Source organism: Vibrio sp. 10N.261.55.A7, assembly GCF_002877365.1.
Classification (GTDB): Bacteria; Pseudomonadota; Gammaproteobacteria; order Enterobacterales; family Vibrionaceae; genus Vibrio.
The window spans coordinates 1-22,040 of the sequence record NZ_MCWZ01000307.1 but is presented as its reverse complement, the minus strand read 5'-3'; the positions used below and the strand labels follow the sequence as shown (position 1 = coordinate 22,040).

24 protein-coding genes and 1 riboswitch are annotated in these 22,040 nt (G+C 45.3%); of the genes, 14 read left to right on the top strand and 10 right to left on the bottom strand.

What is annotated here, in order from left to right:
• Positions 1 to 27: 27 nt before the first annotated feature.
• On the bottom strand, positions 28 to 774 hold the full coding sequence (locus tag BCU12_RS18460) for a phosphatase PAP2 family protein (protein WP_102405717.1): 747 nt from the start codon (positions 772 to 774) through the stop codon (positions 28 to 30).
• A 382-nt stretch (positions 775 to 1,156) separates the two neighbouring features.
• Here BCU12_RS18460 and BCU12_RS18455 point away from each other — a divergent pair, with 382 nt between their 5' ends.
• On the top strand, positions 1,157 to 1,987 hold the full coding sequence (locus BCU12_RS18455; protein WP_102405716.1) for an HDOD domain-containing protein: 831 nt from the start codon (positions 1,157 to 1,159) through the stop codon (positions 1,985 to 1,987).
• A 198-nt stretch (positions 1,988 to 2,185) separates the two neighbouring features.
• On the opposite strand, the gene BCU12_RS18450 is transcribed toward BCU12_RS18455, so the two are convergent.
• Positions 2,186 to 3,118 carry a DMT family transporter gene (locus BCU12_RS18450; protein WP_198599376.1) on the bottom strand — a complete coding sequence of 311 codons (933 nt, stop codon included), beginning with the start codon at positions 3,116 to 3,118 and terminating at the stop codon, positions 2,186 to 2,188.
• A gap of 111 nt (positions 3,119 to 3,229) precedes the next feature.
• Between BCU12_RS18450 and BCU12_RS18445 the strand changes: the two genes are divergently transcribed.
• The 6 genes from BCU12_RS18445 to tenA all read left to right on the top strand — a co-directional run bounded on the left by BCU12_RS18445 (position 3,230) and on the right by tenA (position 9,434).
• Positions 3,230 to 4,657, top strand: a complete 1,428-nt coding sequence (locus BCU12_RS18445) for a PLP-dependent aminotransferase family protein (RefSeq protein WP_198599375.1) — start codon at positions 3,230 to 3,232, stop codon at positions 4,655 to 4,657.
• 247 nt (positions 4,658 to 4,904) lie between these two features.
• Positions 4,905 to 5,016, top strand: a riboswitch (TPP riboswitch).
• 99 nt (positions 5,017 to 5,115) lie between these two features.
• On the top strand, positions 5,116 to 5,997 hold the full coding sequence (gene thiD / locus BCU12_RS18440; RefSeq protein WP_102405714.1) for a bifunctional hydroxymethylpyrimidine kinase/phosphomethylpyrimidine kinase: 882 nt from the start codon (positions 5,116 to 5,118) through the stop codon (positions 5,995 to 5,997).
• Positions 5,987 to 6,808 (top strand): ABC transporter ATP-binding protein, encoded by an 822-nt coding sequence (locus BCU12_RS18435; protein ID WP_102405713.1) that lies wholly within the window; start codon positions 5,987 to 5,989, stop codon positions 6,806 to 6,808. Before thiD ends, BCU12_RS18435 begins: the two co-directional genes overlap by 11 nt.
• Positions 6,809 to 6,839: 31 nt before the next feature.
• Entirely contained in the window at positions 6,840 to 7,646 is an 807-nt protein-coding gene (locus BCU12_RS18430) for an ABC transporter permease (protein WP_198599378.1), read from the top strand.
• A 138-nt stretch (positions 7,647 to 7,784) separates the two neighbouring features.
• Positions 7,785 to 8,735, top strand: a complete 951-nt coding sequence (locus BCU12_RS18425; protein ID WP_102405711.1) for an ABC transporter substrate-binding protein — start codon at positions 7,785 to 7,787, stop codon at positions 8,733 to 8,735.
• Positions 8,736 to 8,759: 24 nt separating this feature from the next.
• A complete protein-coding gene (gene tenA / locus BCU12_RS18420; RefSeq protein WP_102405710.1) occupies positions 8,760 to 9,434 on the top strand; it encodes a thiaminase II in 675 nt (224 codons plus the stop codon).
• Positions 9,435 to 9,641: 207 nt separating this feature from the next.
• Here tenA and BCU12_RS18415 read toward each other — a convergent pair whose 3' ends face one another.
• Positions 9,642 to 10,289: a hypothetical protein gene (locus tag BCU12_RS18415; RefSeq protein ID WP_102405709.1), complete on the bottom strand. Its 648-nt coding sequence runs from the start codon at positions 10,287 to 10,289 to the stop codon at positions 9,642 to 9,644.
• A gap of 365 nt (positions 10,290 to 10,654) precedes the next feature.
• On the opposite strand from BCU12_RS18415, the gene BCU12_RS18410 reads away from it, so the two are divergent.
• Entirely contained in the window at positions 10,655 to 11,335 is a 681-nt protein-coding gene (locus tag BCU12_RS18410; protein ID WP_102405708.1) for a glutathione S-transferase, read from the top strand.
• Between the two features lie 20 nt (positions 11,336 to 11,355).
• Here BCU12_RS18410 and BCU12_RS18405 read toward each other — a convergent pair whose 3' ends face one another.
• Positions 11,356 to 11,574 carry a DUF6500 family protein gene (locus BCU12_RS18405; protein WP_102405707.1) on the bottom strand — a complete coding sequence of 73 codons (219 nt, stop codon included), beginning with the start codon at positions 11,572 to 11,574 and terminating at the stop codon, positions 11,356 to 11,358.
• A gap of 272 nt (positions 11,575 to 11,846) precedes the next feature.
• Between BCU12_RS18405 and BCU12_RS18400 the strand changes: the two genes are divergently transcribed.
• Positions 11,847 to 12,872, top strand: coding sequence for a polysaccharide deacetylase family protein (locus tag BCU12_RS18400; protein ID WP_133153896.1), 1,026 nt, complete (start codon positions 11,847 to 11,849; stop codon positions 12,870 to 12,872).
• 412 nt (positions 12,873 to 13,284) lie between these two features.
• On the opposite strand, the gene BCU12_RS18395 is transcribed toward BCU12_RS18400, so the two are convergent.
• The 5 genes from BCU12_RS18395 to BCU12_RS18370 all read right to left on the bottom strand — a co-directional run bounded on the left by BCU12_RS18395 (position 13,285) and on the right by BCU12_RS18370 (position 17,208).
• Positions 13,285 to 14,127, bottom strand: coding sequence for a transposase (locus BCU12_RS18395; RefSeq protein ID WP_102405705.1), 843 nt, complete (start codon positions 14,125 to 14,127; stop codon positions 13,285 to 13,287).
• A 109-nt stretch (positions 14,128 to 14,236) separates the two neighbouring features.
• On the bottom strand, positions 14,237 to 14,515 hold the full coding sequence (locus BCU12_RS18390; RefSeq protein ID WP_102405704.1) for a type II toxin-antitoxin system RelE/ParE family toxin: 279 nt from the start codon (positions 14,513 to 14,515) through the stop codon (positions 14,237 to 14,239).
• Positions 14,512 to 14,796, bottom strand: coding sequence for a type II toxin-antitoxin system RelB/DinJ family antitoxin (locus BCU12_RS18385; protein ID WP_102405703.1), 285 nt, complete (start codon positions 14,794 to 14,796; stop codon positions 14,512 to 14,514). The genes BCU12_RS18390 and BCU12_RS18385 overlap by 4 nt, the downstream gene beginning before the upstream one ends.
• 777 nt (positions 14,797 to 15,573) lie before the next feature.
• Positions 15,574 to 16,524, bottom strand: coding sequence for a LysR family transcriptional regulator (locus tag BCU12_RS18375; protein ID WP_102405702.1), 951 nt, complete (start codon positions 16,522 to 16,524; stop codon positions 15,574 to 15,576).
• A 120-nt stretch (positions 16,525 to 16,644) separates the two neighbouring features.
• Positions 16,645 to 17,208 (bottom strand): dihydrofolate reductase family protein, encoded by a 564-nt coding sequence (locus BCU12_RS18370; RefSeq protein WP_102405701.1) that lies wholly within the window; start codon positions 17,206 to 17,208, stop codon positions 16,645 to 16,647.
• A 114-nt stretch (positions 17,209 to 17,322) separates the two neighbouring features.
• Between BCU12_RS18370 and BCU12_RS18365 the strand changes: the two genes are divergently transcribed.
• The 3 genes from BCU12_RS18365 (at position 17,323) to BCU12_RS18355 (ending at position 19,975) form a co-directional block, all read left to right on the top strand.
• Positions 17,323 to 17,883, top strand: coding sequence for a TetR/AcrR family transcriptional regulator (locus BCU12_RS18365; RefSeq protein ID WP_102405700.1), 561 nt, complete (start codon positions 17,323 to 17,325; stop codon positions 17,881 to 17,883).
• A 150-nt stretch (positions 17,884 to 18,033) separates the two neighbouring features.
• Complete coding sequence (locus BCU12_RS18360; protein WP_102405699.1) at positions 18,034 to 18,801, top strand: CPBP family intramembrane glutamic endopeptidase; 768 nt, start codon at positions 18,034 to 18,036, stop codon at positions 18,799 to 18,801.
• 52 nt (positions 18,802 to 18,853) lie between these two features.
• Positions 18,854 to 19,975 carry a helix-turn-helix domain-containing protein gene (locus BCU12_RS18355; RefSeq protein WP_157939889.1) on the top strand — a complete coding sequence of 374 codons (1,122 nt, stop codon included), beginning with the start codon at positions 18,854 to 18,856 and terminating at the stop codon, positions 19,973 to 19,975.
• Positions 19,976 to 20,018: 43 nt separating this feature from the next.
• On the opposite strand, the gene BCU12_RS18350 is transcribed toward BCU12_RS18355, so the two are convergent.
• The gene (locus tag BCU12_RS18350) at positions 20,019 to 20,924 is read right to left on the bottom strand and encodes a LysR substrate-binding domain-containing protein (RefSeq protein ID WP_102405697.1); all 906 of its coding nucleotides are present in this window, start codon (positions 20,922 to 20,924) and stop codon (positions 20,019 to 20,021) included.
• Positions 20,925 to 21,037: 113 nt separating this feature from the next.
• Between BCU12_RS18350 and BCU12_RS18345 the strand changes: the two genes are divergently transcribed.
• Together BCU12_RS18345 and BCU12_RS18340 are read left to right on the top strand one after the other, a co-directional pair.
• Positions 21,038 to 21,760: an NAD(P)H-dependent oxidoreductase gene (locus BCU12_RS18345; protein ID WP_102405722.1), complete on the top strand. Its 723-nt coding sequence runs from the start codon at positions 21,038 to 21,040 to the stop codon at positions 21,758 to 21,760.
• A 2-nt stretch (positions 21,761 to 21,762) separates the two neighbouring features.
• Positions 21,763 to 22,040 (top strand): nucleoside deaminase (locus BCU12_RS18340; protein WP_241909874.1); only part of this gene is annotated, 278 nt, incomplete at its 3' end.

Below are 22,040 nucleotides of genomic sequence, written 5' to 3'. Positions count from 1 at the left end.
AAACACCAGCATTAAGCTGGTGTTTTTTTATTCTCGTATTTGCTTTGGCAACCGAACATAGATCACGTCAGCGAGGCGGTTGAAGTTTGGCAACATCGTATAAACAACCGAGATGAAGAGCGTTGAACCGACCAAATCGATGGGCCTATGCATCCCTAACCAAAGTCGGCTATAAGCAACCAAAGACGCCCAGAGTAAAACACCAATTGCCCATGAATAACGCTGATTTTTCCAAAATAGGCCGCCAAAAAAGACCACACAAATCGCTGCAAAAATAGTATGCCCAGAGGGAAAGGAATAGTCCTTTTCACCCTGCCAATGTCTTGTGCGCCATGGGCTCACTTCAGATGAAATACTGTCAATCAGCTGAACCTGCTGCTCTTCATCTAGATTATAAAAATGGGCAGCTTCTGGTATGAGAAGGTCTTTCGCCAACAGCTCAGTGTACGGGCGAGGACTCTCTGTTAATACCTTAAGCGTGGTTTTACTCGCAAAGCCAATCAACAGCAACACCACCAACACCATTACATTCGCAAGTAAAACCTTACGAGGCAGTTTCAATGCTAACGTTGCTAGGCACAAAATAGCTAAGGTAATCAAAAAGCCACGACTTCCAGCAGAATCCGTCACTAACGCTATAAAGCCGCCAAAAGCACTCCCTACTTCAGACTTTAAATCCACATTCATAGCCACTAACGATACAGGTATTAAAGCAAGCAACATCAGTAAAACCTGAAGTAACCCTGCATATTTGTTGTTATCTAGTCTATTCACAAAGGTTTCTATTCGAGAGTGTTAAAAGGGTCGCTATTCTAACCCCAAAAAAGCCATAGAAGTATCAACTGGGTGTCAGGTTGGTGAAAAATCACTCGCCTTGGCAGGCCAGTTAACATCAAGAAACAATATCGTTCTCATAGACTTACATTTTGTCAGCGTATCGACAGTCTATTTTTGATTTTACTCGCGACTCACTCTCTCAATACACTTTTCCCCACCAAGCTCCCCCGCCTTTTTCTGAACCTCTCCTTTATATCGCTGGCATGCTTTTCTTCACCTCATCGGAACACTGAATTTCATGAACAATTGCTCAGCAACTTTGTCACATGTTCAATTACTGAACTATAGTCAATGAGCTAACATAAAAAGGAGAGAATCTATGAGTCAGGCGGCACTATTTTCAAGGTTGAATGAACTGCCTAGAATATCGGCAGTATTGCAAGAGCTACTCGATATGGTGAACCAAGAAGACGTCGATTTTGGTGAACTATCTCGGAAAATATCTATTGATCAAGTCCTCAGCGCTCGACTACTGCGTATGGCGAATTCGGCTCACTTTGGCGGAAGTAAAACCGTCTCATCCGTCAATGAAGCCTTACTACGTGTCGGTACAGGTCCGGTTAGAACGCTTGTTGTTGCTTCCGTTTTGTCCGGTGCATTCCCAAAAATTGAAACATTGGACATGGACGAATATTGGACCAAAACGTTTGAAGTCTCCGTGATTTCGAGCAAAATTGCCGCCGAATCGGGAATGGACGCCAACGAAGTCTTTACAGCTGGTGTTTTGCACAACATTGGAGAACTGATGATTCATACGCTTGTTCCCGATGATGCCGTCAAGATTCAACAGATGGTTGAAGATGGGGCAAATCCAATTGCTGCTCAAGAGCAGATCCTAGATGTCTCAGCGCCCTCATTAGGTGCGAAACTCGCGAAAACATGGAAATTCCCTGATCATATGGTGGATGCAATTGAGCACTACCATGAACCAAGAGAAGCTGAAATTTCACCCAAGCTGGCCGTATTGCTGCACTTTGCGCATGCGATCAATGATGACTGGGACGACTTACAAGATGATCAACAAAAGGTGCACTATCTAGCCGAACACCCTGATGCAAGGCTACTCTCAATATCGTCTAACTTTGCTTCAACCATTGATGCCTTCAGAGGAAATGGTCGTGATTTGGCAACCCAACTCACCGCCGCTTAATCTCTAGAAACAGAAAAGCTCATTACCTTAGACTCTATCTCGTCGAAAGTAATGAGCTTTTTTCTGCGCGGTAACGACTGAACCATTACACTGACTCTCTATCTGCTTAGCTGGCAGCCTATCAGCTTAACTGGCCGTCTAGCTGACTAATCAACTTAGACAGCAAACAATCTAATCAAATGATTAACCACTCATCGCTTAGCCTGTTGTCGATGGCGCCTCACGTTTAGCAATATAGGTATTCGTGTCCACTTTCTCATCCAGCTTGTTAGTCGGTTTCTTTACTACCAAATACACCGCGATTGCAGCCAGTAGAAACCCGACGATTCCAACCCAATCAAAAGACTCGCCAAACATCAACCAAGCCTGAACCGCTGCGGTTGGCGGAACAAGGTAGAACACAGAAGCAACACTGGATGCCGCGCCATGTTCGACCATGTACAAAAGAAGCAAGACCGCAGCACCAGATAACACCACAACCAGCCAAATCAATGTCAACACAAACTCAGTCGTCCACATGACCTGCATGGTCTCAAAATTGAGTGCCACAGGAATAAACAATACCCCAGCCGCGACATACTGAAGCATGGCACTGCCCACCACATCCACACCTTGGCAGAATCGTTTCTGATACAACGTCCCTAGCGTAATCCCGAGTAACGAAAACAGGCTGAACCCAACCGCAATCCACTGATGCTCTTTTGATTGCCATTCGATGTCGCCACCGAGTACCAGTGCAATACCGATGAAACCTAACACCAAGCCAGCCCACTGCCTCATTTGAAAACGTTCACTGCCCCAAGACAGCAATAAAACCGCCGCTAATATGGGTTGAATGCCCACTAAGAGCGAGCTCAATGCAGCAGGCATTCCCAGTGAGATTGCGGTAAATGTACCGCCCAAGTAAAACCCATGGATCAACATCCCCACCACAAGGCTGTGTACGAGCGCCCACCCTTTCGGAATCGAACGCTTCAATACTATGATTAAACCGATGAAGAGCAGCACATTCGCTACCATACGAATGGAAAGCAGGGTTGCAGGTTCGGCGTACTGAAGCCCATACCGAGCACCGATAAATCCCGTCGCCCAAAGAACAACAAATACAAAAGGAATCATTCGTATCAACATAAAAACCTACTAGCCAATCTGTTAACAATGCTGTTACTTTAGTGGCGTAAGGAAACACAGAAAAGGTACACATCACACTCTTTCTTTGGGTACAGATTCTTTAGGTACAGAATGGACACAATCAATAAGTACGACCAAGTAGAAAAATCATTAAGGCGCGCCATTACAGCAGGGATCTATCAAGCCGGAGACAAACTGCCGTCTATTCGACAACTCAGCCTCGACCTAAAAGTCAGCAAAAATACCGTTATTCGCGCTTACCAAGAACTTGAAGCCGTGGGGATGATCTATTCTGTTGCAAAATCAGGCTATCGTGTGCAATCGCCATCAGCCTTGAAAGAGGCGGTAAAAAATCCACCGCACCCACCGAGTGAGGTCGACTTACTCTCACTCTGCAAAACAATTTTAACTTACTCCAATGAGAAGGAGTGCCTCTCAGCAGGGTCCGCGCACCCAAACGTTGACTTTCCCGCGATTAAAAGTCTCTATGCCGAAATTGGTCGCCACAGCAGAATGCAAAGCCAACTTCCGAGCCACTATCAAATTGCACCAGGCAATAATCTTCTCATCAAGCAGCTACTCAAGATCAGTCATGACCTGGGTGTTCCCGCTCAGTTAGAGGATATCGCTGTTACCCATGGAGCTCAGCAAGCCATCAGCCTAGCGCTCCGAGCATTGACCAATAAAGGCGACATTATTGCCGTCGAGTCTCCCTGTTATTTTGGCAATCTTCTGCTCATCGAATCGTTGGGATTAAAAGTCATCGAAGTGCCAAGCTGCCTAGAAACGGGGATCGACCCACAAGCTTTGGCTAAATCACTCGAACTGTGGGACATAAAAGCCATCATTGTCACGCCCAATTTCTCTAACCCCACTGGCTCTCAAATGCCGGTAGATAAGCGAATCGAGTTATTGGCCGTATCCAAGGATATCCCAATCATAGAAGACGATGTGTCGGGCTCGCTCAACTATAACGATCCGATACCGAGCCTAAGATCGCTGGATGATCAAGACCGCGTGATTTACGTGAACTCCCTATCTAAGACGCTCGATTCACGTCTTCGTATCGGTTGGATATTGTCAGGGCGTTACCAGAAGAAAATTGAAAAGCTGCTGATTAGCGATAGCATGGGCAGTCTGAATCTTATGCAATCCGCCGTTGCTGAATTTCTAACATCGGGTCGCTATCGCACTCATATCAACAAAGTTCGGCGCTTTTATCAGGCCAATGGAAAAAAGCTGCATCAACAATTAACCGACGCTCTGAATCACTACCCACAATTGAAAGGGAATTATCAGCTCACTCAAGCGAAGGGCTCTTTCATCTTATGGCTAGAACTGCCGATCGGTGCAGACAGCCACCAACTGTATCGACAATGTAAACAAGAAAAAATCAGCATTTACCCTGGTATCGCATTTGGCACAAACAATAAATTCAAACACTGTATTCGTTTAACTTATTCTAACTTTACAGGTTCTCCTATGGAGCAAAAAGGCATAGAGAGGCTTGCTCAGCTCATAGACGAACACTGCCAGTAACACATCAATTCAATTAATGAGCTTTAAGTGCAGATCACACGCAAAATGCTCAGGGGCAATGTACTTTAAGATCCCAAGCCATAGATCGTAATTAATCTTATTATCAACTAATCTTGGGCCAAATTTTTTCTTTATAAAACAAAAACTAACATTAAAACCTCAATGCATTCACCCTACCAATTCAACGATTTCTGGCGATCTCTGGGACAAAACCAGTACCGTCTAAGCGAGAGTGCTGCTATGATTGCTTCCATAGTCGGGGAGCAAATACGATGTATCGTGTTTGCTGAGATCGAGATTCGAGACCCGTTGAACCTGATTCAGTTAATACTGACGTAGGGAACTATAAGCCTCCGATCTGCATGCCTTAAAGGGCAAGGTTTTGGTGATGACAGCCATATTCCACCTTCCCAGATCAAAGCTTGTTGTCCTGCGTCTTTTAGACAGTAGGAATGTCCATGACACAAGTTTCAACAGCACCTGTAGCCGATAATAACGCATCCAATCTTCCACCTATTCACGCTCAATCTACGCCTATCGTTCTAACGATTGCGGGCTCTGATAGTGGCGGTGGCGCAGGTATTCAGGCAGACATTAAAGCAATGTCTGCGACGGGCAGTTATGCCTGTTCAGTGATTACCGCTATTACGTCTCAAAATACTCAGGGCGTGTCGGCCATTTTCCCAATCCCATTGGATCATGTCGCTAGTCAGCTCGACGCCGTATTCACCGATCTCAATATTGTGGCGGTAAAAATCGGCATGCTGGCGGATTCTGAGATCATCAAAGTCGTCGCGGAAAAAATTAAGCAATATCAGCCGAAACACCTGGTTATCGACCCCGTGATGGTCGCGACCAGTGGCGATCTTCTGCTTGAACAGTCTGCCATCAGCACATTGAAACAAACGCTCATTCCACTGGCCGATATCATTACACCGAACCTACCCGAAGGCGCGGCTCTGACCGGTAAAAAAGTGCCAGAAAGCGAAGCCGAAATGCAGGATATGATTGAAGATCTTCGCTCACTTGGCGCCAAATCAGTCCTACTCAAAGGCGGCCACTTAGAGCAAGACGAAAACAGTAATGACTTGCTGATCCTAGAGCAAAGTTCAACCTTATTCAGCGCCAAACGTTTCCCAACCAAAAATACGCACGGTACAGGGTGCACGCTCTCTTCTGCGATCACTTCTTTCCTCGCTCAAGGTAATGACCTCACTCAAGCGGTCAACTTGGGTAAGCAGTACATCACCCAAGCAATCACACATGCCGACGAGCTCAAAGTGGGTCAAGGCCATGGCCCTGTGAATCACTTTTTCGCAGGTCACTCAGATGTCGGTTAACTCGGCGACAGCCACGACTCCTAACCCGGCAAGGCAAGAGAAACTGGGTGTTGAGCTTATTGACGCTGGCTTGTGCTATCAAGATAGTGCCGTCGCGACCCTAGCCAACCTCAATTTGCGCCTTGAAGCGGGTAAATGGACGGTAATTTTGGGCCGCAGCGGATGCGGTAAAACAACCGTACTGCGCTACATGGCTGGGCTACTCAATAACAAAGTCACCTGGCACGGCTCAATGGCAACAACAGATGGTGAGCCACTTGGCGATCGCATCGCTTACATGGCGCAGCAAGACCTGCTTCTTCCGTGGCTTAGCGTGATTGATAATGTCTGTTTAAGCAGTCGTTTTGCCCGCTCAAACCATTCACATGACACCTCAGCGAACAAAGCGACAAATCAGGTAAAAGACAAGGCGTTCACACTATTGAAATCTGTGGGATTATCAAAATACGCGAACGCTAGACCTGATCAACTGTCTGGTGGAATGCGTCAACGCGTTGCCCTTGCCAGAACACTGATGCAAGACAAACCCGTGGTGTTAATGGATGAGCCTTTTTCCGCGCTCGACGCCGTGACAAGACACAAGCTCCAAACCTTAGCCTGCGAGCTATTAATCGATAAAACCGTGGTACTGATTACGCATGATCCACAAGAAGCCGTACGTTTGGCCGATGGGCTCTACGTTCTCCAAGGATCTCCAGCGAGTGCGCAACCATTACCCGTGCCTTCCGCTGCGCCACCAAGAGTACTCGATGGCGAATGTGCAAACCTTCAGCAAGCGATATTAGACCAACTGGAGCGCGACTATGAGTAACTCATCTGAACACGTCGCTGATGACCCGTTCGTGAAAAAAAACCAGAGCCAAGGCAGTAACGGCAAAGATTGCGCAAGCACACCAAATCAGACAGTCACTCACCCCGTCGTACGACTGCTGATCAGCAGTGCAGTGATACTGGGGTTGTGGCAACTTGTGGTGATCGTTTTTGATATGCCCAGTTTCATCCTCCCTGCGCCTATAGAGGTCGCCAATAAGCTTGTCGAGCGCCACGACGTATTACTCAAACATACCTGGGTCACCGCGCAGGAAATACTGCTTGGCTTGCTTCTTGGGCTAACCATGGGCTTATTTTTCGCCTTGCAAATGCTGATGTTTGAACCTCTAAAGCGTTGGTTACTGCCGATTTTAATAGCCAGTCAGGCCATTCCCGTTTTCGCCATCGCGCCCGTTTTGATGCTTTGGCTTGGGTACGGTATTGCCTCTAAAGTTGTGATGGCCGCGATCATCATCTTCTTCCCTGTGACAACGTGTTGTTACGACGGATTACGAAACACACCAACCGGTTACCTTGATCTTGCCAAAACAATGGGAGCGACCAAATGGGAATTACTGCGTCATATTCAGCTTCCTGCCGCTTTACCAACACTTGCCTCTGGCATACGAGTTGCGGTTGTCATCGCTCCTATTGGCGCAGTCGTCGGTGAATGGGTGGGGTCAAGTGCAGGACTCGGTTATCTGATGCTGCAAGCCAACGCGCGCATGATCATTGATGAGATGTTCGCAGCGCTCTTCATCCTCGCAGTACTCTCTATTTCACTCTATTACGTTACCGACAGGTTATTAAAAAGAGCCATCCCTTGGGAGAACAAGTAACACCAGATTAGAACGCAATTTAGTCGTCCGTTTATGACACAGATTCATTAGTTACAGATTCATTAGTTACAAATACAAGCAGCTCAACACAATAAGGCTCTTAAAGGCCAAATTACAATTCAAAAGGAATGATTCACTATGAAAAACACGAAATTTATCAGCGCCGTTGCGCTATTAGCCGCTATGGCTTCGGGACAAGCATTTGCCGCTGAAAAGAAAATGACGCTTATGTTGGATTGGTTTGTAAACCCAAATCATGGCCCAATCGTTATCGCCCATGAACGTGGATATTTTGCCGACCAGGGCCTTGAGATCGAAATTCAAGAACCTGCCGATCCAAGCACACCGGCGAAGCTCGTTGCGGCTGGTCGTGTTGATCTCGCCGTGAGTTACCAACCTAGTCTAACGATGGACGTAGCCGCTGGTTTGCCACTGATCCGCGCGTCGACATTGATCGCCACTCCATTAAACACATTGATGGTACTGGATAACGGTAAACATGATTCGCTTGCGGATCTGAAAGGCAAAAAGATTGGTATCGCAATCGCGGGCAATGAAGAAGCGACCATTGGCACGATGTTAGCGCAAGAAAATGTTGCCTATGAAGATGTGGAAACAATCAATATTGGCTGGGCACTCTCTTCTTCTCTTGCCTCAGGCAAGGTCGACGCCATTTGGGGTGGTCTACGTAACTTTGAAACGAACCAGCTTGCGCTAGAAGGCTATAAAGCGAAAGCGTTTTTCCCTGAAGAGCACGGCGTTCCTGCTTACGATGAGTTAGTGTTTGTGGCCAATGCAAATACACATGACGCTGAAGCGATTCGCTCTTTCAACAAAGCCTTAGAGCAAGCGACAACGTACATCGTTAACCACCCTGACGCGTCTTGGAAAGAGTTTGTCGCGTATTCACCAGACACTTTAAACAATGAGCTAAACGAACGCGCTTGGAATGACACGCTGACTCGCTTTGCTCTACGTCCATCAGCCGTCGATCTAAAACGCTACGACGATTACGCAGAATTCATGCATGAGAAAGGCATTATCAAAACGCTACCAAAGGCGGAAACGTACGTACCTTCATTCAACTAAGCCCAATTTATTAGGAATCAATTGATGAAATATCAAGATCTTATTCAAGCGTGTCAACAAGATTGGCAAGACTACACCGAGCACTCCTTTGTCACGCAATTGGCCAAAGGCAGTTTGGCACAGCCGTGTTTTTTGCATTACTTAAAACAAGACTTTCTGTTCTTAAAGCAGTATGCACGTGCTTACGCTCTTGCTATTTACAAAGCAAAAACACTGGCCGATATGCGACGAGCACTTCCCAGTGTTCACGCTTTATTGGACTCTGAAATTGGCCACCATGTCACCTACTGCGGCCAGTGGGGATTGACGGAATCGGATCTTGAAAATGAGCCTGAAGACTTTGGTACGGTTGCGTATACGCGCTATGTACTGGATGCGGGCATGACAGGCGATTTGGTCGACCTATATGCTGCGCTTGCGCCATGTTCAATTGGCTACGCTGTGATAGGCAAAGCACTCATTGAAAGTGAAAACACACTTTTAGAAGGCAACCCATACGAAAGCTGGATTAGTTTATATGGCGGCGAAGAGTTCCAATCAGGCGTGGCTGAAGGGGCTGAGTATTTCAACCAATTACTGGCTGATATCGATATAAATAGCGAACGCGGACAAAACTTGGTGCATATCTTTAAGACGGCCACCCGAATGGAAGTGGCATTTTGGCAGCAAGGGTTAAATGCGTTAGAAGCGAACGAGTAAGATTGACCAGCTCTTTATCGCCAAGTGCGGCTACTTTCACCGAATGAACAACTTCACCAAAAGAATAGTTTCGCCAAATGTATACCAAGTGAATAGAGCGATGTAACGACACGCAAATAAAAACGACCAGCGAAGTACTGGTCGTTCTTTTTTATTCAACTGTTCGAATTCAACTCATTGAACTCTAAAGATTGATATCTATCACAATTAGCCCGCTGCAATGTAACGCTTAGGCGCGGTATTCAAATCGAGCAAATGGCGAATACGTCGACCACCAATACCTGGGCTCATGCCGCCTATGGCTTGCCAATCTGCCCAACCAGGTGCCCCACTCGATTTATCAACAAACTTATTCTGATCAACATCACCCGTAACATGGAGATTCTTTCCAATCATAAAGACATGATCAGTTTTTGCCACTTCAACGGCTTGAACCGGCGCATCAATTCGGCCCGATGTACCTGTGCCACAAAACGCTTTAACGGCCGCAGCCACATTTTCAGCACGTTCTTTTGTATCAGCAATTGGGCTCGATGAAGCCAATGACACACTGAAATACGGGCTCTTCACACCACTGCCTTCACTCAGTATTTTTAGCAATGTGGTCGTGTGTTTCACCGCATCTTTCGTAAAATCGCCGTCTAGGTGACATAGAAGCGCACTTTTTGACTCATTTTCTACAATGATTAAACAGTGACAAGGGCCGACACCTGTCGTGAATAACGCTGAGCGCCCGTTGTCTGGAAATTTATCCGGCTGAAAACAAAACCCAACATAGCCTTGCGGTACGTACAGAGCTTTACTCACTTCTTGCAGTCGACTGTTGACTTGCCCATTCTGTTTTAATTTGATCATGTTAGTCACCTTCCTTGGGGTCACCGCCGCCACTTAACGTCTAAAAGCAATAACTAGAAACGAGAAATCAGCGGCAAAGTATTGGTACCTATTCAAACACAGTTAACGTGTTATCAAATAGTTAATGTAAATATAGTAGCGTAATAGAAAGCAGAATAACATTCACATAATTAGTTACTCATCAGTAAATCGAACGTTTTAATGATCAACGACTTCGCTCTCTTTCCCAGAGCAATACCCTTAATGCTTGAGATGGTGGCGTTAAGAAATGGCTGCAGGGAGTTATCGGTCAATTAAGATCTGTTGATATCGATGAGAACGAGTTAGGCTAGATAAATAACGGCTCAACAGACCTAAAGACAACTATGCCCAACACTCCCATTCTCTACTCTTTACAAAACTGCCCGTATGCAATGCGAGCGCGCATCGCGATATTCAAGTCACAGCAACCCGTGCTTATTCGCGCAGTAAAGCTGAACAATAAGCCCGAAGAGATGTTACAAGCCTCGCCAAAAGGCAGTGTTCCTGTGGTTGTGATCGAGAAGAATCAAAGCAATGAATCACCAATGATTATTGAGGAGAGTTTGGAGGTCATGTTATGGGCACTCGCCAACAACGATCCTGACGATCTATTGCTTAGTGACAATGAAGGCGCAGTTTCAGAAATGGTGACCCTCATCTCTGACTTTGAGCGCGACTTCATTCCTGATTTTAATGACTACAGCTGCGCTAAGCGCTACCACGAAGACAACGTCATAGAGTGCCGTGAGGCTTGTGAAGCCCACATACAAAAACTAGAGAAACGCCTGAGTTCGCACGCCTTTCTATTCTCCAACCAAGAAAGTCTACTTGATATAGCGCTCATGCCCTTTATCCGCAAGTTTGCACGAATCGAAAGGCAATGGTACCTGAATAGCCCCTACCCTAAGGTTCGCCAATGGCTCGACCATTATCTTCAAAGCCCTATGTTTTCTAAAGTCATGGAGAAGCATGAGCTCTGGTTAGACAATCACGCCGATATCCATTTTGGTGGCCGTAAGAAGTAGCTAAAAGGAAGAAAAATCCGCTATTTACCCTCTTTGACCATCGCCATAATCTGGGTCGCTTTGACAAAATGATCAAGGCGATGCGTTTCTATCCACCACGTTGCCGCTTCCATTAACAGCTCTGGGTCGTCATTTTTATTCGCAAAAAAGGCATAGAAAGAGACACCAACGCCTTCGCCTTTTTGTGCAATTTTCTTCGTACAGACTTGAATGATTTTTTCTCTGAGTGACTTGCGCATGTTATTCCTGAGTAGTATTTAAACGTGCCTTGAGAGTAGCGATTACCCATCAAGCACTCAAGAAAAAACTGTGTATAAAACCAGTATTTTTAATTTTGAGATCCACTCCCCATATCCACGAAAGCCTTATGTCTGATCTGTTCATTACCGCAAACAGCACGTAACCTTATGAAACACTCCTAACGATCTAATTGACTCAGTACTGGCATTCAACGCATTGGCCCATCTTAGAATTTGAGCGAGAGACTGATAACCACCTTCGGAGAGAGACGTTGAATAAAAGACTGTTAGTATTAGGATTAGCAATGGGATTGGCATGTGGCACGGTAAGCGCAGAGCCACTCAACGTTTTACTCTATCACCACATCAGTGATTCAACCCCTCACATCACCTCAACAACGCCTGAAGACTTCACCGCGCAACTTGATCACATAGAAGCTCAAGGGTATGACGTCGTCGATCTTGAGCAGGCCGTTTCCACGCTTAGAAAAGGGGAAACATTACCAGCCAAGAGTATCGCGCTGACCTTTGATGACGGCTTTGCCTCAGTGTGTGACACCGCCTACCCAGAACTAAAAAAACGAGGATTGCCCTTCACGGTCTTTGTCACCACCGATCCTGTCGACAAAAACTACACCAACTACTGCACTTGGGAACAGCTGAAAGAGATGGCGGATAATGGTGTGACCATCGCCAATCACACGCTTGATCATGCACATCTCGTGAGCAGCGCGTTGAACGATAAAGATTGGCTAACCGACGCCACAAACAATATTGCTCAAGCGCAACAAACGCTGATCAAAAACATTGGTCATGCGCCAATGATCTTTGCCTATCCCTACGGCGAGTACAATAACGAGCTGAAAACATGGCTTGATGAAGAGGGATACACGTCATTTGGTCAACAATCCGGGTCAATAGACACCATCAGCGATTGGCAAGCTTTACCACGGTTCAATGCTGCGGGAAACTATGCCAGTGTGGAGTCACTCAGGTTTAAGTTCAACGCATCACCATTGCCATTAAATTACTCTGCACTGCCCGATCCGTTAACGACAAACACGCAACCTATATTGTCGATAGAACTTCTGCCTTCCAGCGACGCGCACTACCCACATTTGCAATGCTTTTTTAATGGTCAACCCATTGAAGTGGAATGGAGTCATAACCATAAGTTTTCAGTCAAGCCACCACAAGAATTGAGTCAGGGTCGTCACCGTATCAACTGCACAGCGCCACATCAACATGGCGCTCCATTTTATTGGTTGTCGCAACAATGGCAGATTGTCGGGGAATAAAAACGCCACCCATGAGAAATGGGTGGCTATAGAGTACTGAGTAATTAGTTAGGCAGAATCACCTGACCATCAACAATGGGAAGTACCTGGCTCTGTGGCTGAGTCTTAGTTTGCACCGTGGTCATTTGACCCACGACGTCGCAGGTAACATTGAACGAAATAACGTGGGGGGAAGAATTGAAAATACAGGCTAAAAATGACGAGAGCACAGTCAACAGCGATATCGCTAGCACGCCTCTAGACAGGAATGAGATAGCTTATTTGAAAGGCTAGCATCTCGTTCATTAGATAAACTAACCTAATCTTTAACTACATCGAAACTAGTCAGCCATTGTAATTGAATGGCTATTCATCTTTTAGTGCTCTTATAGTAGATCGAACTCGCGGATAGCTTATCGAATATAACAAATTGCTAACTATCTATACCTCGGGCCACTATTCTACTGATTCGAGAATAATGTAAGCCATAGTATTCTCCAATCTCCTTTTGGGTATAACCACCGCTTCGAAAGGCAGCAATGATGGCGTCGTTCCTGTTGTCTTCATTTGCTTCATATTCCTTTAAAGAAAGTGGTTTAGCTTGGCGTTGTTTCGCTGGAATTTCTTTCATATCGCCTTCCTCTAAATCTGCATTTGGAAGGTGCTTGTTCACGAACTCATCACTGCCTAAGTACACTTGTTGCTTTAGGTTTGACCACAGTGGCACTCCTATTCTCTCTAAAACAAACTGCTGGTATCTCAACTTGGCTTTGTTTTTTTGCTTGCCAAACTGCAATAGCGTTTGATTAACCGCTAACCAATCGGGTGCTTCTTTCTTGCCGATAATACAATCCCAACTGCTCCATGGGTATTCATCTGGCGTATCTACCATATGGGCACGAACAGGGTTGAGTAGAATGTAGCGCCCGACTTCCAAGAGATACGCGTCTTTATCAACCAAAATAGCTTTATAGCGACCTTGATACAGATGGCCGACTCGATTATGTTTTCTGTTGAATTTCTGGGTATAGACTCCATTTAGCTGCCTCATCCCCTTACTCAAATTTCCATCAGGCGTTTCAACTAGCAGGTGATAATGATTAGTCATTAAGCAGTAACTATGGATTACCCAATTGAACCGCCGACAAGTATCAGCAAGCACATCAAGAAACAAAGCAAAATCGGCTTCATCAAGATAAATTGGTTGGCGCGCATTACCTCTAGAAGTGACATGGTACAGTGCCCCCGCATATTCTATTCTCAGTGGTCTACTCATTGTCTTCCCTAAACAAAAATGGCCTAGCAAAAAACTAGACCACTCTCTTCAAAAAGGCAAAAGGCAAGACCTGACCCAATTATTTTTTTTTAGTTGCCTAGCGATAACGTTAATCTGTCGGGAATTTTTGTTTCTGATGTAGAACACGCATAATGCGAATAATGTCGCCTTCAACCCAATATGAGACGATCATTGAAATCTCAGGAATGATAAGTAGCCTGCCTCTAACCCCATCACGTCTGACTCCCATAAGAGGCTGAACCGCCAAGTTTTCAACTTTAGCTTCTATTAGTTCGTCGGTTTTTTCAGCAGCTTCAGGGTTGAAATCGTATAGAAACTCAAATATTTTCTCTCGATCGTTAAGGGATTCTTCCTCCCACAAAATCATAGCTTGCCTCGATTGCGGATTCTAGCCTTGCGCTCAGCCATTAGTGACTTGGCTGATGCGTGATCAACAAAAACCGCTTTTCCTGTATCAAACTTCTCAAAAGCTAAGTTAACTTGTTCAGTCAACCAAACATCATGGGATAGTGTTTTTCTCTGCTGTTCGGCTAGTTGTTCAGTAAGTTCTCGGCAAGCGTCACTTAAGGTTCGACCTTGGCTTTCAGCCATTTTCTGAGCTAGGCGTTTAGTTTCTTCATCTACACGAAACTGGATTCTTGTGTCCATAAGTGACTCCTTACTATCTGTGTGTACAAATGTTAGCACTACACTTAAGTTCGAACAACTAATGAAAAAATGGCCTAGCTAAAAAACTAGACCACCCGCACCCAAAAGGCAAAAAGCAAGACCTGACCCCATTATTCAGCTGATGAAACGATATTGTTTATCGTTGGTTTCAGAAAGATAAAGGGGTCAGGTCTTGCGTTTTGCTATAAATTTAAATTACAGCCTACTCCCCTTCACCCAAAAAACAAAAATGGCCTAGCTAAAAAACCAGCCCACTTCATCAAAAAGGCAAAAAGCAAGACCTGACCCCATTATTTTAGCTCTTTAAAATTACCGTCAATCTCTAAACGTGTACGAATACGCCAAATGTCCTCCAGTTTAACTGGTTTTTTCTGTCCAGTTGAACGACCTTTTCTTGTTTGCATAGTAGGCTCCTTAAATTAAAAGAAAGGGCTTAACAAGCGTAGTGGATTGCTATGGTTGGAATATTTATGCAAAGAGAGTAAAGGAGGATCCATTATGTTTAATAGGGATAATTAACGAAATGGCTCACACCTAATTTTATGGCTGAATGGTTTCGGGGCACTTCTGAGGTAGAAAGTGCCACGGATCAACAGTCAGAAAGTAACAATTTTGGACAATTATTTGCCAGTAGTGTCCCTAAATCAGCAATTCATGAATAACTAAAAGTATGGAAAGCCGCTTAGCTTGGTGTCCAGTTTTGATGGTGCAGATCAGTTTTAAATTCAGTAACGGAATGAACAAAAGGCGTTGTACTTAACGATCACAGACAACGTCTTCAATTACCGACACCACTAAATTTTTAAACCACTGGTGCGCGGGGCTGGTCACCGTTCTTTTATGCTCAATCAAAAACAGTTCAAACGACAATTCAGGGACGTTGTCTAAAGAATAGATAGGCACTATTTTATCGCCTATCCCTTCGAGATCCGTTAGCTTGTGTGTTGCGACCAACATGGTATTTGAGCTCTGCATCACTTCCACCAGCGTGAGTAGCTGCCCGCTTTTAAACGCAATGTCTCTTTGCATCCCATTCTTTGCTAGGTAACTGTCTACGGGGTTCTGTAATCCGTAATTCGAACGAATATCCAACGTGAGATCAACAAAGCGAGATTCAAGACATTGCTCAAGCGTAACATTCTCAGCATTGGCTAACGGGTGGTTAGCCGAGACATAAAACACTGGGTAGATCTCGCCAAGGCTGACGTATGGGAATTCGATAGGGTTGCTTGGGGCTTCGATGTGAATCGTGAAATCCACATCTCGTGATAGCAGTTGGCTAGTGGGCGTTTTCGCGATGGGGTATTCAATCAGACTCGCATTGGGTGCATCGCGCATGAAGCGTTCAGCAAGGGGCACAGAAAGCATTCGACTCATCAACGGCGGTACCGATACAACAAACGTTTGAACGCATTCCGACGGTTCAAACGCTGATTTCGCTACCAAACTTCGCATTGCAAGCAACAGCTCTTCCAAAGGTGCTTGAAGCTCCAGCGACTTTTGAGTCGGTACTAAACCATTCGATTCTCTGTAGAAAAGGGGATCATCAAACAACTCTCGCAAACGGTTTAAGGTGCGACTCATCGCTGGCTGAGACAAATATAAAGTATTCGCGGCTCGCGTCACGTTCCTCTCTTTGATTAAAACACTTAACGACACCAGTAAGTTTAAATCCAATCGAGAAAGCTGTTGCTCAATAGTCATCATAAGGCATGCACCTAAGTAATATCACTCGCCAAATAGTCACATTAAAGCGGGGACGAACACAAGTGCGCAGCGCAACTTTACTTTGAAACTTATCACCCTATTCAACCAAATACTCGAGCATTACTGATAATTGACCGCGTACTTCACTTGGACAAAATTATTAGGGAACGCCATGGCCTCTGATTGCTCAAGCTTTATGTCTTTTGCCGTTTTACCGAACAGTGGGATACCTTCCCCAAGCAGGACCGGGGCGCGAGTAATCGTCATCTCATTGATCAGCTCAAGGTTGATAAATGCTTGAATGGTTGTGCCACCATCAACGTATGCATGTTGATAACCTTCACTGCTCAGTTTTGATACCAGCGCTTTGAGATCGCCAGAGTATATTTCGACCTTGTCTTTAACGCTGTCTGGGGCGTGTTTTAACGAATTACTCAAGACAACGATTCGTGTATCACCATAAGGCCATTGCTCAGGCGTGAGGTTCATACTCGCTATCACCTCCATACACTTTCTGCCCATAATCATACAATCCACCGACGACATAAAGCCGACAAAGCCCATGTCTGCCTGATCACCCATATCAGCCTCAGCGTTTCCTGCGATGTGCAGCCAATCCACAGAACCATCTTTTTTAGCAATAAAACCATCAACACTGGTCGCGATGTATACAGAAAATTTCATATTGTTTTCCTACCTTACCGATTATTGATTTCACCGTCTCTTGGCAATAGGCGTCGCATCTATTACAATTAATTCTACACTGTAGAATTAATTGTAGTCTAGCGAGGAGATCGAATGTCTGTCAAGGATAAAAGGCGAGGCCGCCCTAAGGGAACATCCAACCAACTGAATGAACAATCCATCATGGATGTTGCGAAAGCATTGATGAAAGAAGAGGGAAAGATTCCCAGCATTCGAAAGCTAGCCGCTTCCTTAGGTGTGGACGCCATGGCGATTTACCATTACTTCAATAACAAAAATGCGTTACTGGAAGCCATCACCACATCTTTGATTGAAGATATTTATGACCCCAAGGCGGGTGAAGATTGGAAGGCCGAACTGAAGACATTATGCGAAAGCTATATTTTAGTACTTCACCAATACCCTGGGCTTCTAGAAATACTCCTCAGCATGGAATCTCATGGCCCGGCCGACGTGTTCACCGAGCGATTCAATGTGGTTGTGCAGCCGCTTGACCTTAATGCGATAGCCGCAACCAACGCTCTCAGTTTATTGGCGGATTACCTGCACGGTTTTGCACTCGCATTGAACTGCAATCGCGAACTGCAATCACTCGACATCAGCATGCTAAAAGGCCCGCTTGATCTGTATTGTGTGGCTCTTGAGAACGCTTAAGGCAGATGACTACCCTCATAATAACTCGCCGAAAAGCTCCAGATACCTTGATTTCAGGCTTCTTGTGAGCAAAGAGACACGTAATATGAGCAGAGAGACGCTTTCTACTGAGCCATAGCGCATAGTTGTTCTTTTGATAAGGACGTGAATATGACCTGTGTTTCCAGCTCGAACTCTAAACTTAGTCTCAATGCGGTTTTTACTCAGTTATGCACCTTCTACCTTCTCGCCATCGCTGTACAAGTGATCGGTCGATTCCTTGTAAGTCGCGTGAGCGAAAACGAAATAATCATTGATATTGGGGAAAACACTGCCGCGCTATTACTGGTTGTTAGAGGCCTCTCTTATTTCGGCCTTTGGGGGGAAATTGGTTGGTTTACAACGGCGAAATGGAAATCGTTTCCTGTATTTCTCGTTCCCGCTCTATACATAGTACTTAACTTCAATGGCGCTTATGGTCACGATTTATCCACCGTACTTCAGGCAGCCCTAAACACGGTTATCTCTGCCAGTTTTGAAGAACTCCTGTGCAGATTAATGGCACTTCATTTGTTGATACATGGTTTTACAGCGCAGGGAAACAAACGACCCATTCTATGTGCGGTTTTAACCAGTTCGCTGCTATTTGGTTTTGCTCATTTCACAAATCTGCTCAACCAACCTGAAGCACTTGGTGCCATCATAGGACAAATGATATACGCCAGTTTCATCGGTATTGGTTTTGCCGCGTGTTACATCGTGACAAGGTCCATAGTGCCTTTAATTGTAATTCATGCATCTATCAACTTTGTGAGTTTTTGGGGAGAGTCAAAGATTGAACCACCAACACTCACGTTTGAAGATACATTGGGCACTGTGATAGTGTGTTTTCCACTCTTGCTGCTAGGGCTTTGGTTGCTGCGCCATGAGCCAAAATAACGAAAAATCAAAGTAACAAAGCAAAAGACATGAAAGACAAATGGCGAAATATATGGATATAACCCACATCAGCATAGTAACGCTCCCTTACATCATCGGGGCATTTTCATTTTTGTTACTCGGCATAAAACTCGTGATACAAATTGCTCCCAAGGCGACGCGCAAAGCAAATTCAATACTGGCTTTGTTGTGCTTGGTTTTTGTCACAATAGAAGTGGACCAGTTCATCAGCGCGAATGCCTTGTCGTTTGCCCTGTATACCGTGTTTGAAAACATTCAAAATGCCGCCCATTTGCTGCTTGGGCCTTTGACTTATCTCTATTTGAACGCAATGTCTGACGCCCCTCCTTCAGATAAAAAGACGAAGATTCATTTCTGGGGGTTTGCTGCAGGCCTGACTCTGATGTGGTTGCCTCTAAGCAATGACATAACCTGGGGACTATTTATTTGTCTCTACTTTTTAACGTTAATGCCCTACGCCCACCTTTGCCTTAAGGAATTAATCTCCTTTGATTCCGGCGCTAAAAAGCAGGTATCAGACTTACAGCACCATAATTTGGTCGGTATTAAAGTGTGGGTTTATCTTCTCGTATTTCTCAGTCTTTACGTTTTCCTCAGCCCAATCTATAAATGGGTATCAGAAAGCTCAAATGGCCCGTTAGATGTCCATTATATATTAGCTGTGTTTGCAGCGTACTTGTTGATAAGGCCAGATTTCACCTCGCAAGTCGCCCTGTCTGATTTGCAAGTACACCAACCAGAAGACCACCGACTGCAGCAGCAATCCAGCACGGAAGAAGCGGTTGGTCCGGTCAGCATGGATTGCGACAATCATGTGATCTTTAGCGACCTAGATAACAAGGTCAAAGAGTCAAGATTGTATTTGCAAAATGGGTTAAGCCTAACCGACTTGGCAACACTAACTGGCTATTCGAACAACCAAATTTCATCCGCGATCAATCATGTTTACGGTCAGTGCTTTTATGATTACGTCAACATGCACCGTATAGAGGAAGCCAAGAGAGTCTTAGTCACCTCTCCGGCGAAAGCCGTGACTGACGTGGCTATTGCCTCTGGTTTTAATTCTAAATCTTCATTTTACAAAGCGTTTTCCAAGCAAGGCATTGGCACACCCAGTGAATTCAAACGGAAGAATTTGACGCCATCCCAGTAGCTCAATTCACACTCAGAGAGAAAAGGTTCCGCTTCTTTGAAATCTATTTAGTGGTCGAGGTCATTTCTGGGTTCATCTCACTCAGTATCCACTGCTTAAACTTCAGAATGCTTTGACTGCGAATATTGTGCTCGGGTATCAACAGGTAGTAGCTGTGCCCTTCACGCTGGTTATCGGTCTGCACGAAATCGCTGCGCTCGAGCCACCCTTGTTGAAGAGGGTTTTCCACCAGTAACGAGCTGACCAGAGCGATGCCCTGACTCGCCAAAGCGGCTTGAATGACATGATGTTCTTGATCGAATTGTCGAACCGTTGACTTTGCCTGACCGCGATTTTCATCAAGCAATGAATGCCAGGATATGGAAGGTAATTGGCTATTTTTCCAGGTTGTTTCCAACAGATGAACATTGTCGAGTGCGTCTAATCGCGACAAATACGATGGAGTGGCATACATACCAATCTCCTCACGAATCAACTCGACCCCGTGAGCACTCGCCCCATCGAAAACCCCATACCGAATGGCGAGATCAATGCGCTTGTCCCTTTCTAAATCCTCGACTTTCTCGCCAGTTTTAATGACCACTTCAATATCTGGGTGTGCCGAATAAAACACTTCTAATTTGGGGATGAGCCACATCGCAGCAAAAGACGACGTCGTACTCACAGTGATCACGTTTTTAGTGCTCGATATTTCATTCACAACATTGCTGATTTGTTGAAAAACACTCTGAGTCACCTCTGCCAGTTTTTCGCCTTCGGCAGTGAGCTCTATTGCCCGTGTTTTTCGTTCAAATAAAGACGTTTTCAACGCATCTTCGAGCGATCTTATCTGATGTGATACCGCCGTGGGCGTGACATTCAGCGCTTCAGCGGCTCTTTTGAAACTCTTCATTTTTGCCGCGGTATGAAACACCTTTAACGTATTCAGTGGCGGTAGACGCGATTCCATAAATAACCCTATAGATGAATGTATCTCATCTATAGGGAAGTTTTCATCAATTGTCAACAAGGAGAAAGATGCACAGAATGCACTCACACACACTGATAAATAAAGAGACAATGATGAAAACTCTATTGAAATTAGACACAAGCGCAAGAAGAACAGATAACTCTACCCAGTCCTATAACTCAATTTCTAAAACCCTATCGGCGGCGTTCTTCGATAAGTGGATGACCTTGAACAGTGAAGATAAAGTCATCCATCGAGATCTAGGATTAAACCCGCCAGACTTCATCAGCCAAGACTGGATTGCCGCGGTGTTCACACCGGAAGAGAAACAGACGCAAGTCCAAAAAGACTTGCTGTCGTTGTCTGACACGCTCATTGACGAGTTAAACCAAGCCGACATCATTGTCATCTCATCGCCGATGTACAACTATGGGATGCCAGCGGTGCTGAAAGCCTGGTTTGATCAAGTCGTGCGAATCAACAAGACATTTACGTTCGACCTAAACAGAGGCGACTTCCCTATCGAGCCCATCATGTCAGGAAAGACATTGATTCTACTTTCCTCAAGCGGTGAATTCGGTTTTGAAATAGGGGGCGTTCGTGAAAACATGAATCATCTCAGTCCCCACGTTAAAACAATAAGTCACTACCTAGGGGTTGATGAGTTCCATGAAATTGCCTCTGAGTATCAAGAGTTTTCCGATGAAAGGCACACAAAGTCTCTACAACAGGCTCACGATGACATTGACCAACTGGTTACAACGCTGTCTAAAGACGAACACCTTTCTAAATTAGAAAACCTTTCTAGAAGCGAACAATTAGAAGGCAAAGTCTGAATATGCGCCTGACTCAAATGAATGAAACATCGTTAATGGAGCAGACCGTCAAACTCTCACTGGCGCATGTTCACAAAGGTGGGATTCCCTTCTCTGCGCTTGTGGTGGATGAGAAAGGCCAAGTTGTGGGAAAAGGTGTCAATCGGGTAACAGAACTCAGTGACCCGACCGCCCACGCCGAAATCTTGGCCATAAGAGACGCAAGCGCTTCGTTGGGCAGCAGCGATCTGTCAGGAAAAACGTTATTTGCCTCTGGCGAGCCCTGTGCATTGTGTTATCT

What these genes read in the sequence shown, in the direction of transcription:
- BCU12_RS18455 (WP_102405716.1), top strand. Translation starts at nt 1,157, where the DNA reads ATGAGTCAGGCGGCACTATTTTCAAGGTTGAATGAACTGCCTAGAATA.
- BCU12_RS18450 (WP_198599376.1), bottom strand. Translation starts at nt 3,118, where the DNA reads ATGTTGATACGAATGATTCCTTTTGTATTTGTTGTTCTTTGGGCGACG.
- BCU12_RS18445 (WP_198599375.1), top strand. Translation starts at nt 3,230, where the DNA reads ATGGACACAATCAATAAGTACGACCAAGTAGAAAAATCATTAAGGCGC.
- thiD (WP_102405714.1), top strand. Translation starts at nt 5,116, where the DNA reads ATGACACAAGTTTCAACAGCACCTGTAGCCGATAATAACGCATCCAAT.
- BCU12_RS18435 (WP_102405713.1), top strand. Translation starts at nt 5,987, where the DNA reads ATGTCGGTTAACTCGGCGACAGCCACGACTCCTAACCCGGCAAGGCAA.
- BCU12_RS18425 (WP_102405711.1), top strand. Translation starts at nt 7,785, where the DNA reads ATGAAAAACACGAAATTTATCAGCGCCGTTGCGCTATTAGCCGCTATG.
- tenA (WP_102405710.1), top strand. Translation starts at nt 8,760, where the DNA reads ATGAAATATCAAGATCTTATTCAAGCGTGTCAACAAGATTGGCAAGAC.
- BCU12_RS18415 (WP_102405709.1), bottom strand. Translation starts at nt 10,289, where the DNA reads ATGATCAAATTAAAACAGAATGGGCAAGTCAACAGTCGACTGCAAGAA.
- BCU12_RS18410 (WP_102405708.1), top strand. Translation starts at nt 10,655, where the DNA reads ATGCCCAACACTCCCATTCTCTACTCTTTACAAAACTGCCCGTATGCA.
- BCU12_RS18405 (WP_102405707.1), bottom strand. Translation starts at nt 11,574, where the DNA reads ATGCGCAAGTCACTCAGAGAAAAAATCATTCAAGTCTGTACGAAGAAA.
- BCU12_RS18395 (WP_102405705.1), bottom strand. Translation starts at nt 14,127, where the DNA reads ATGAGTAGACCACTGAGAATAGAATATGCGGGGGCACTGTACCATGTC.
- BCU12_RS18390 (WP_102405704.1), bottom strand. Translation starts at nt 14,515, where the DNA reads ATGATTTTGTGGGAGGAAGAATCCCTTAACGATCGAGAGAAAATATTT.
- BCU12_RS18385 (WP_102405703.1), bottom strand. Translation starts at nt 14,796, where the DNA reads ATGGACACAAGAATCCAGTTTCGTGTAGATGAAGAAACTAAACGCCTA.
- BCU12_RS18375 (WP_102405702.1), bottom strand. Translation starts at nt 16,524, where the DNA reads ATGATGACTATTGAGCAACAGCTTTCTCGATTGGATTTAAACTTACTG.
- BCU12_RS18370 (WP_102405701.1), bottom strand. Translation starts at nt 17,208, where the DNA reads ATGAAATTTTCTGTATACATCGCGACCAGTGTTGATGGTTTTATTGCT.
- BCU12_RS18365 (WP_102405700.1), top strand. Translation starts at nt 17,323, where the DNA reads ATGTCTGTCAAGGATAAAAGGCGAGGCCGCCCTAAGGGAACATCCAAC.
- BCU12_RS18360 (WP_102405699.1), top strand. Translation starts at nt 18,034, where the DNA reads ATGACCTGTGTTTCCAGCTCGAACTCTAAACTTAGTCTCAATGCGGTT.
- BCU12_RS18355 (WP_157939889.1), top strand. Translation starts at nt 18,854, where the DNA reads ATGGATATAACCCACATCAGCATAGTAACGCTCCCTTACATCATCGGG.
- BCU12_RS18350 (WP_102405697.1), bottom strand. Translation starts at nt 20,924, where the DNA reads ATGGAATCGCGTCTACCGCCACTGAATACGTTAAAGGTGTTTCATACC.
- BCU12_RS18345 (WP_102405722.1), top strand. Translation starts at nt 21,038, where the DNA reads ATGAAAACTCTATTGAAATTAGACACAAGCGCAAGAAGAACAGATAAC.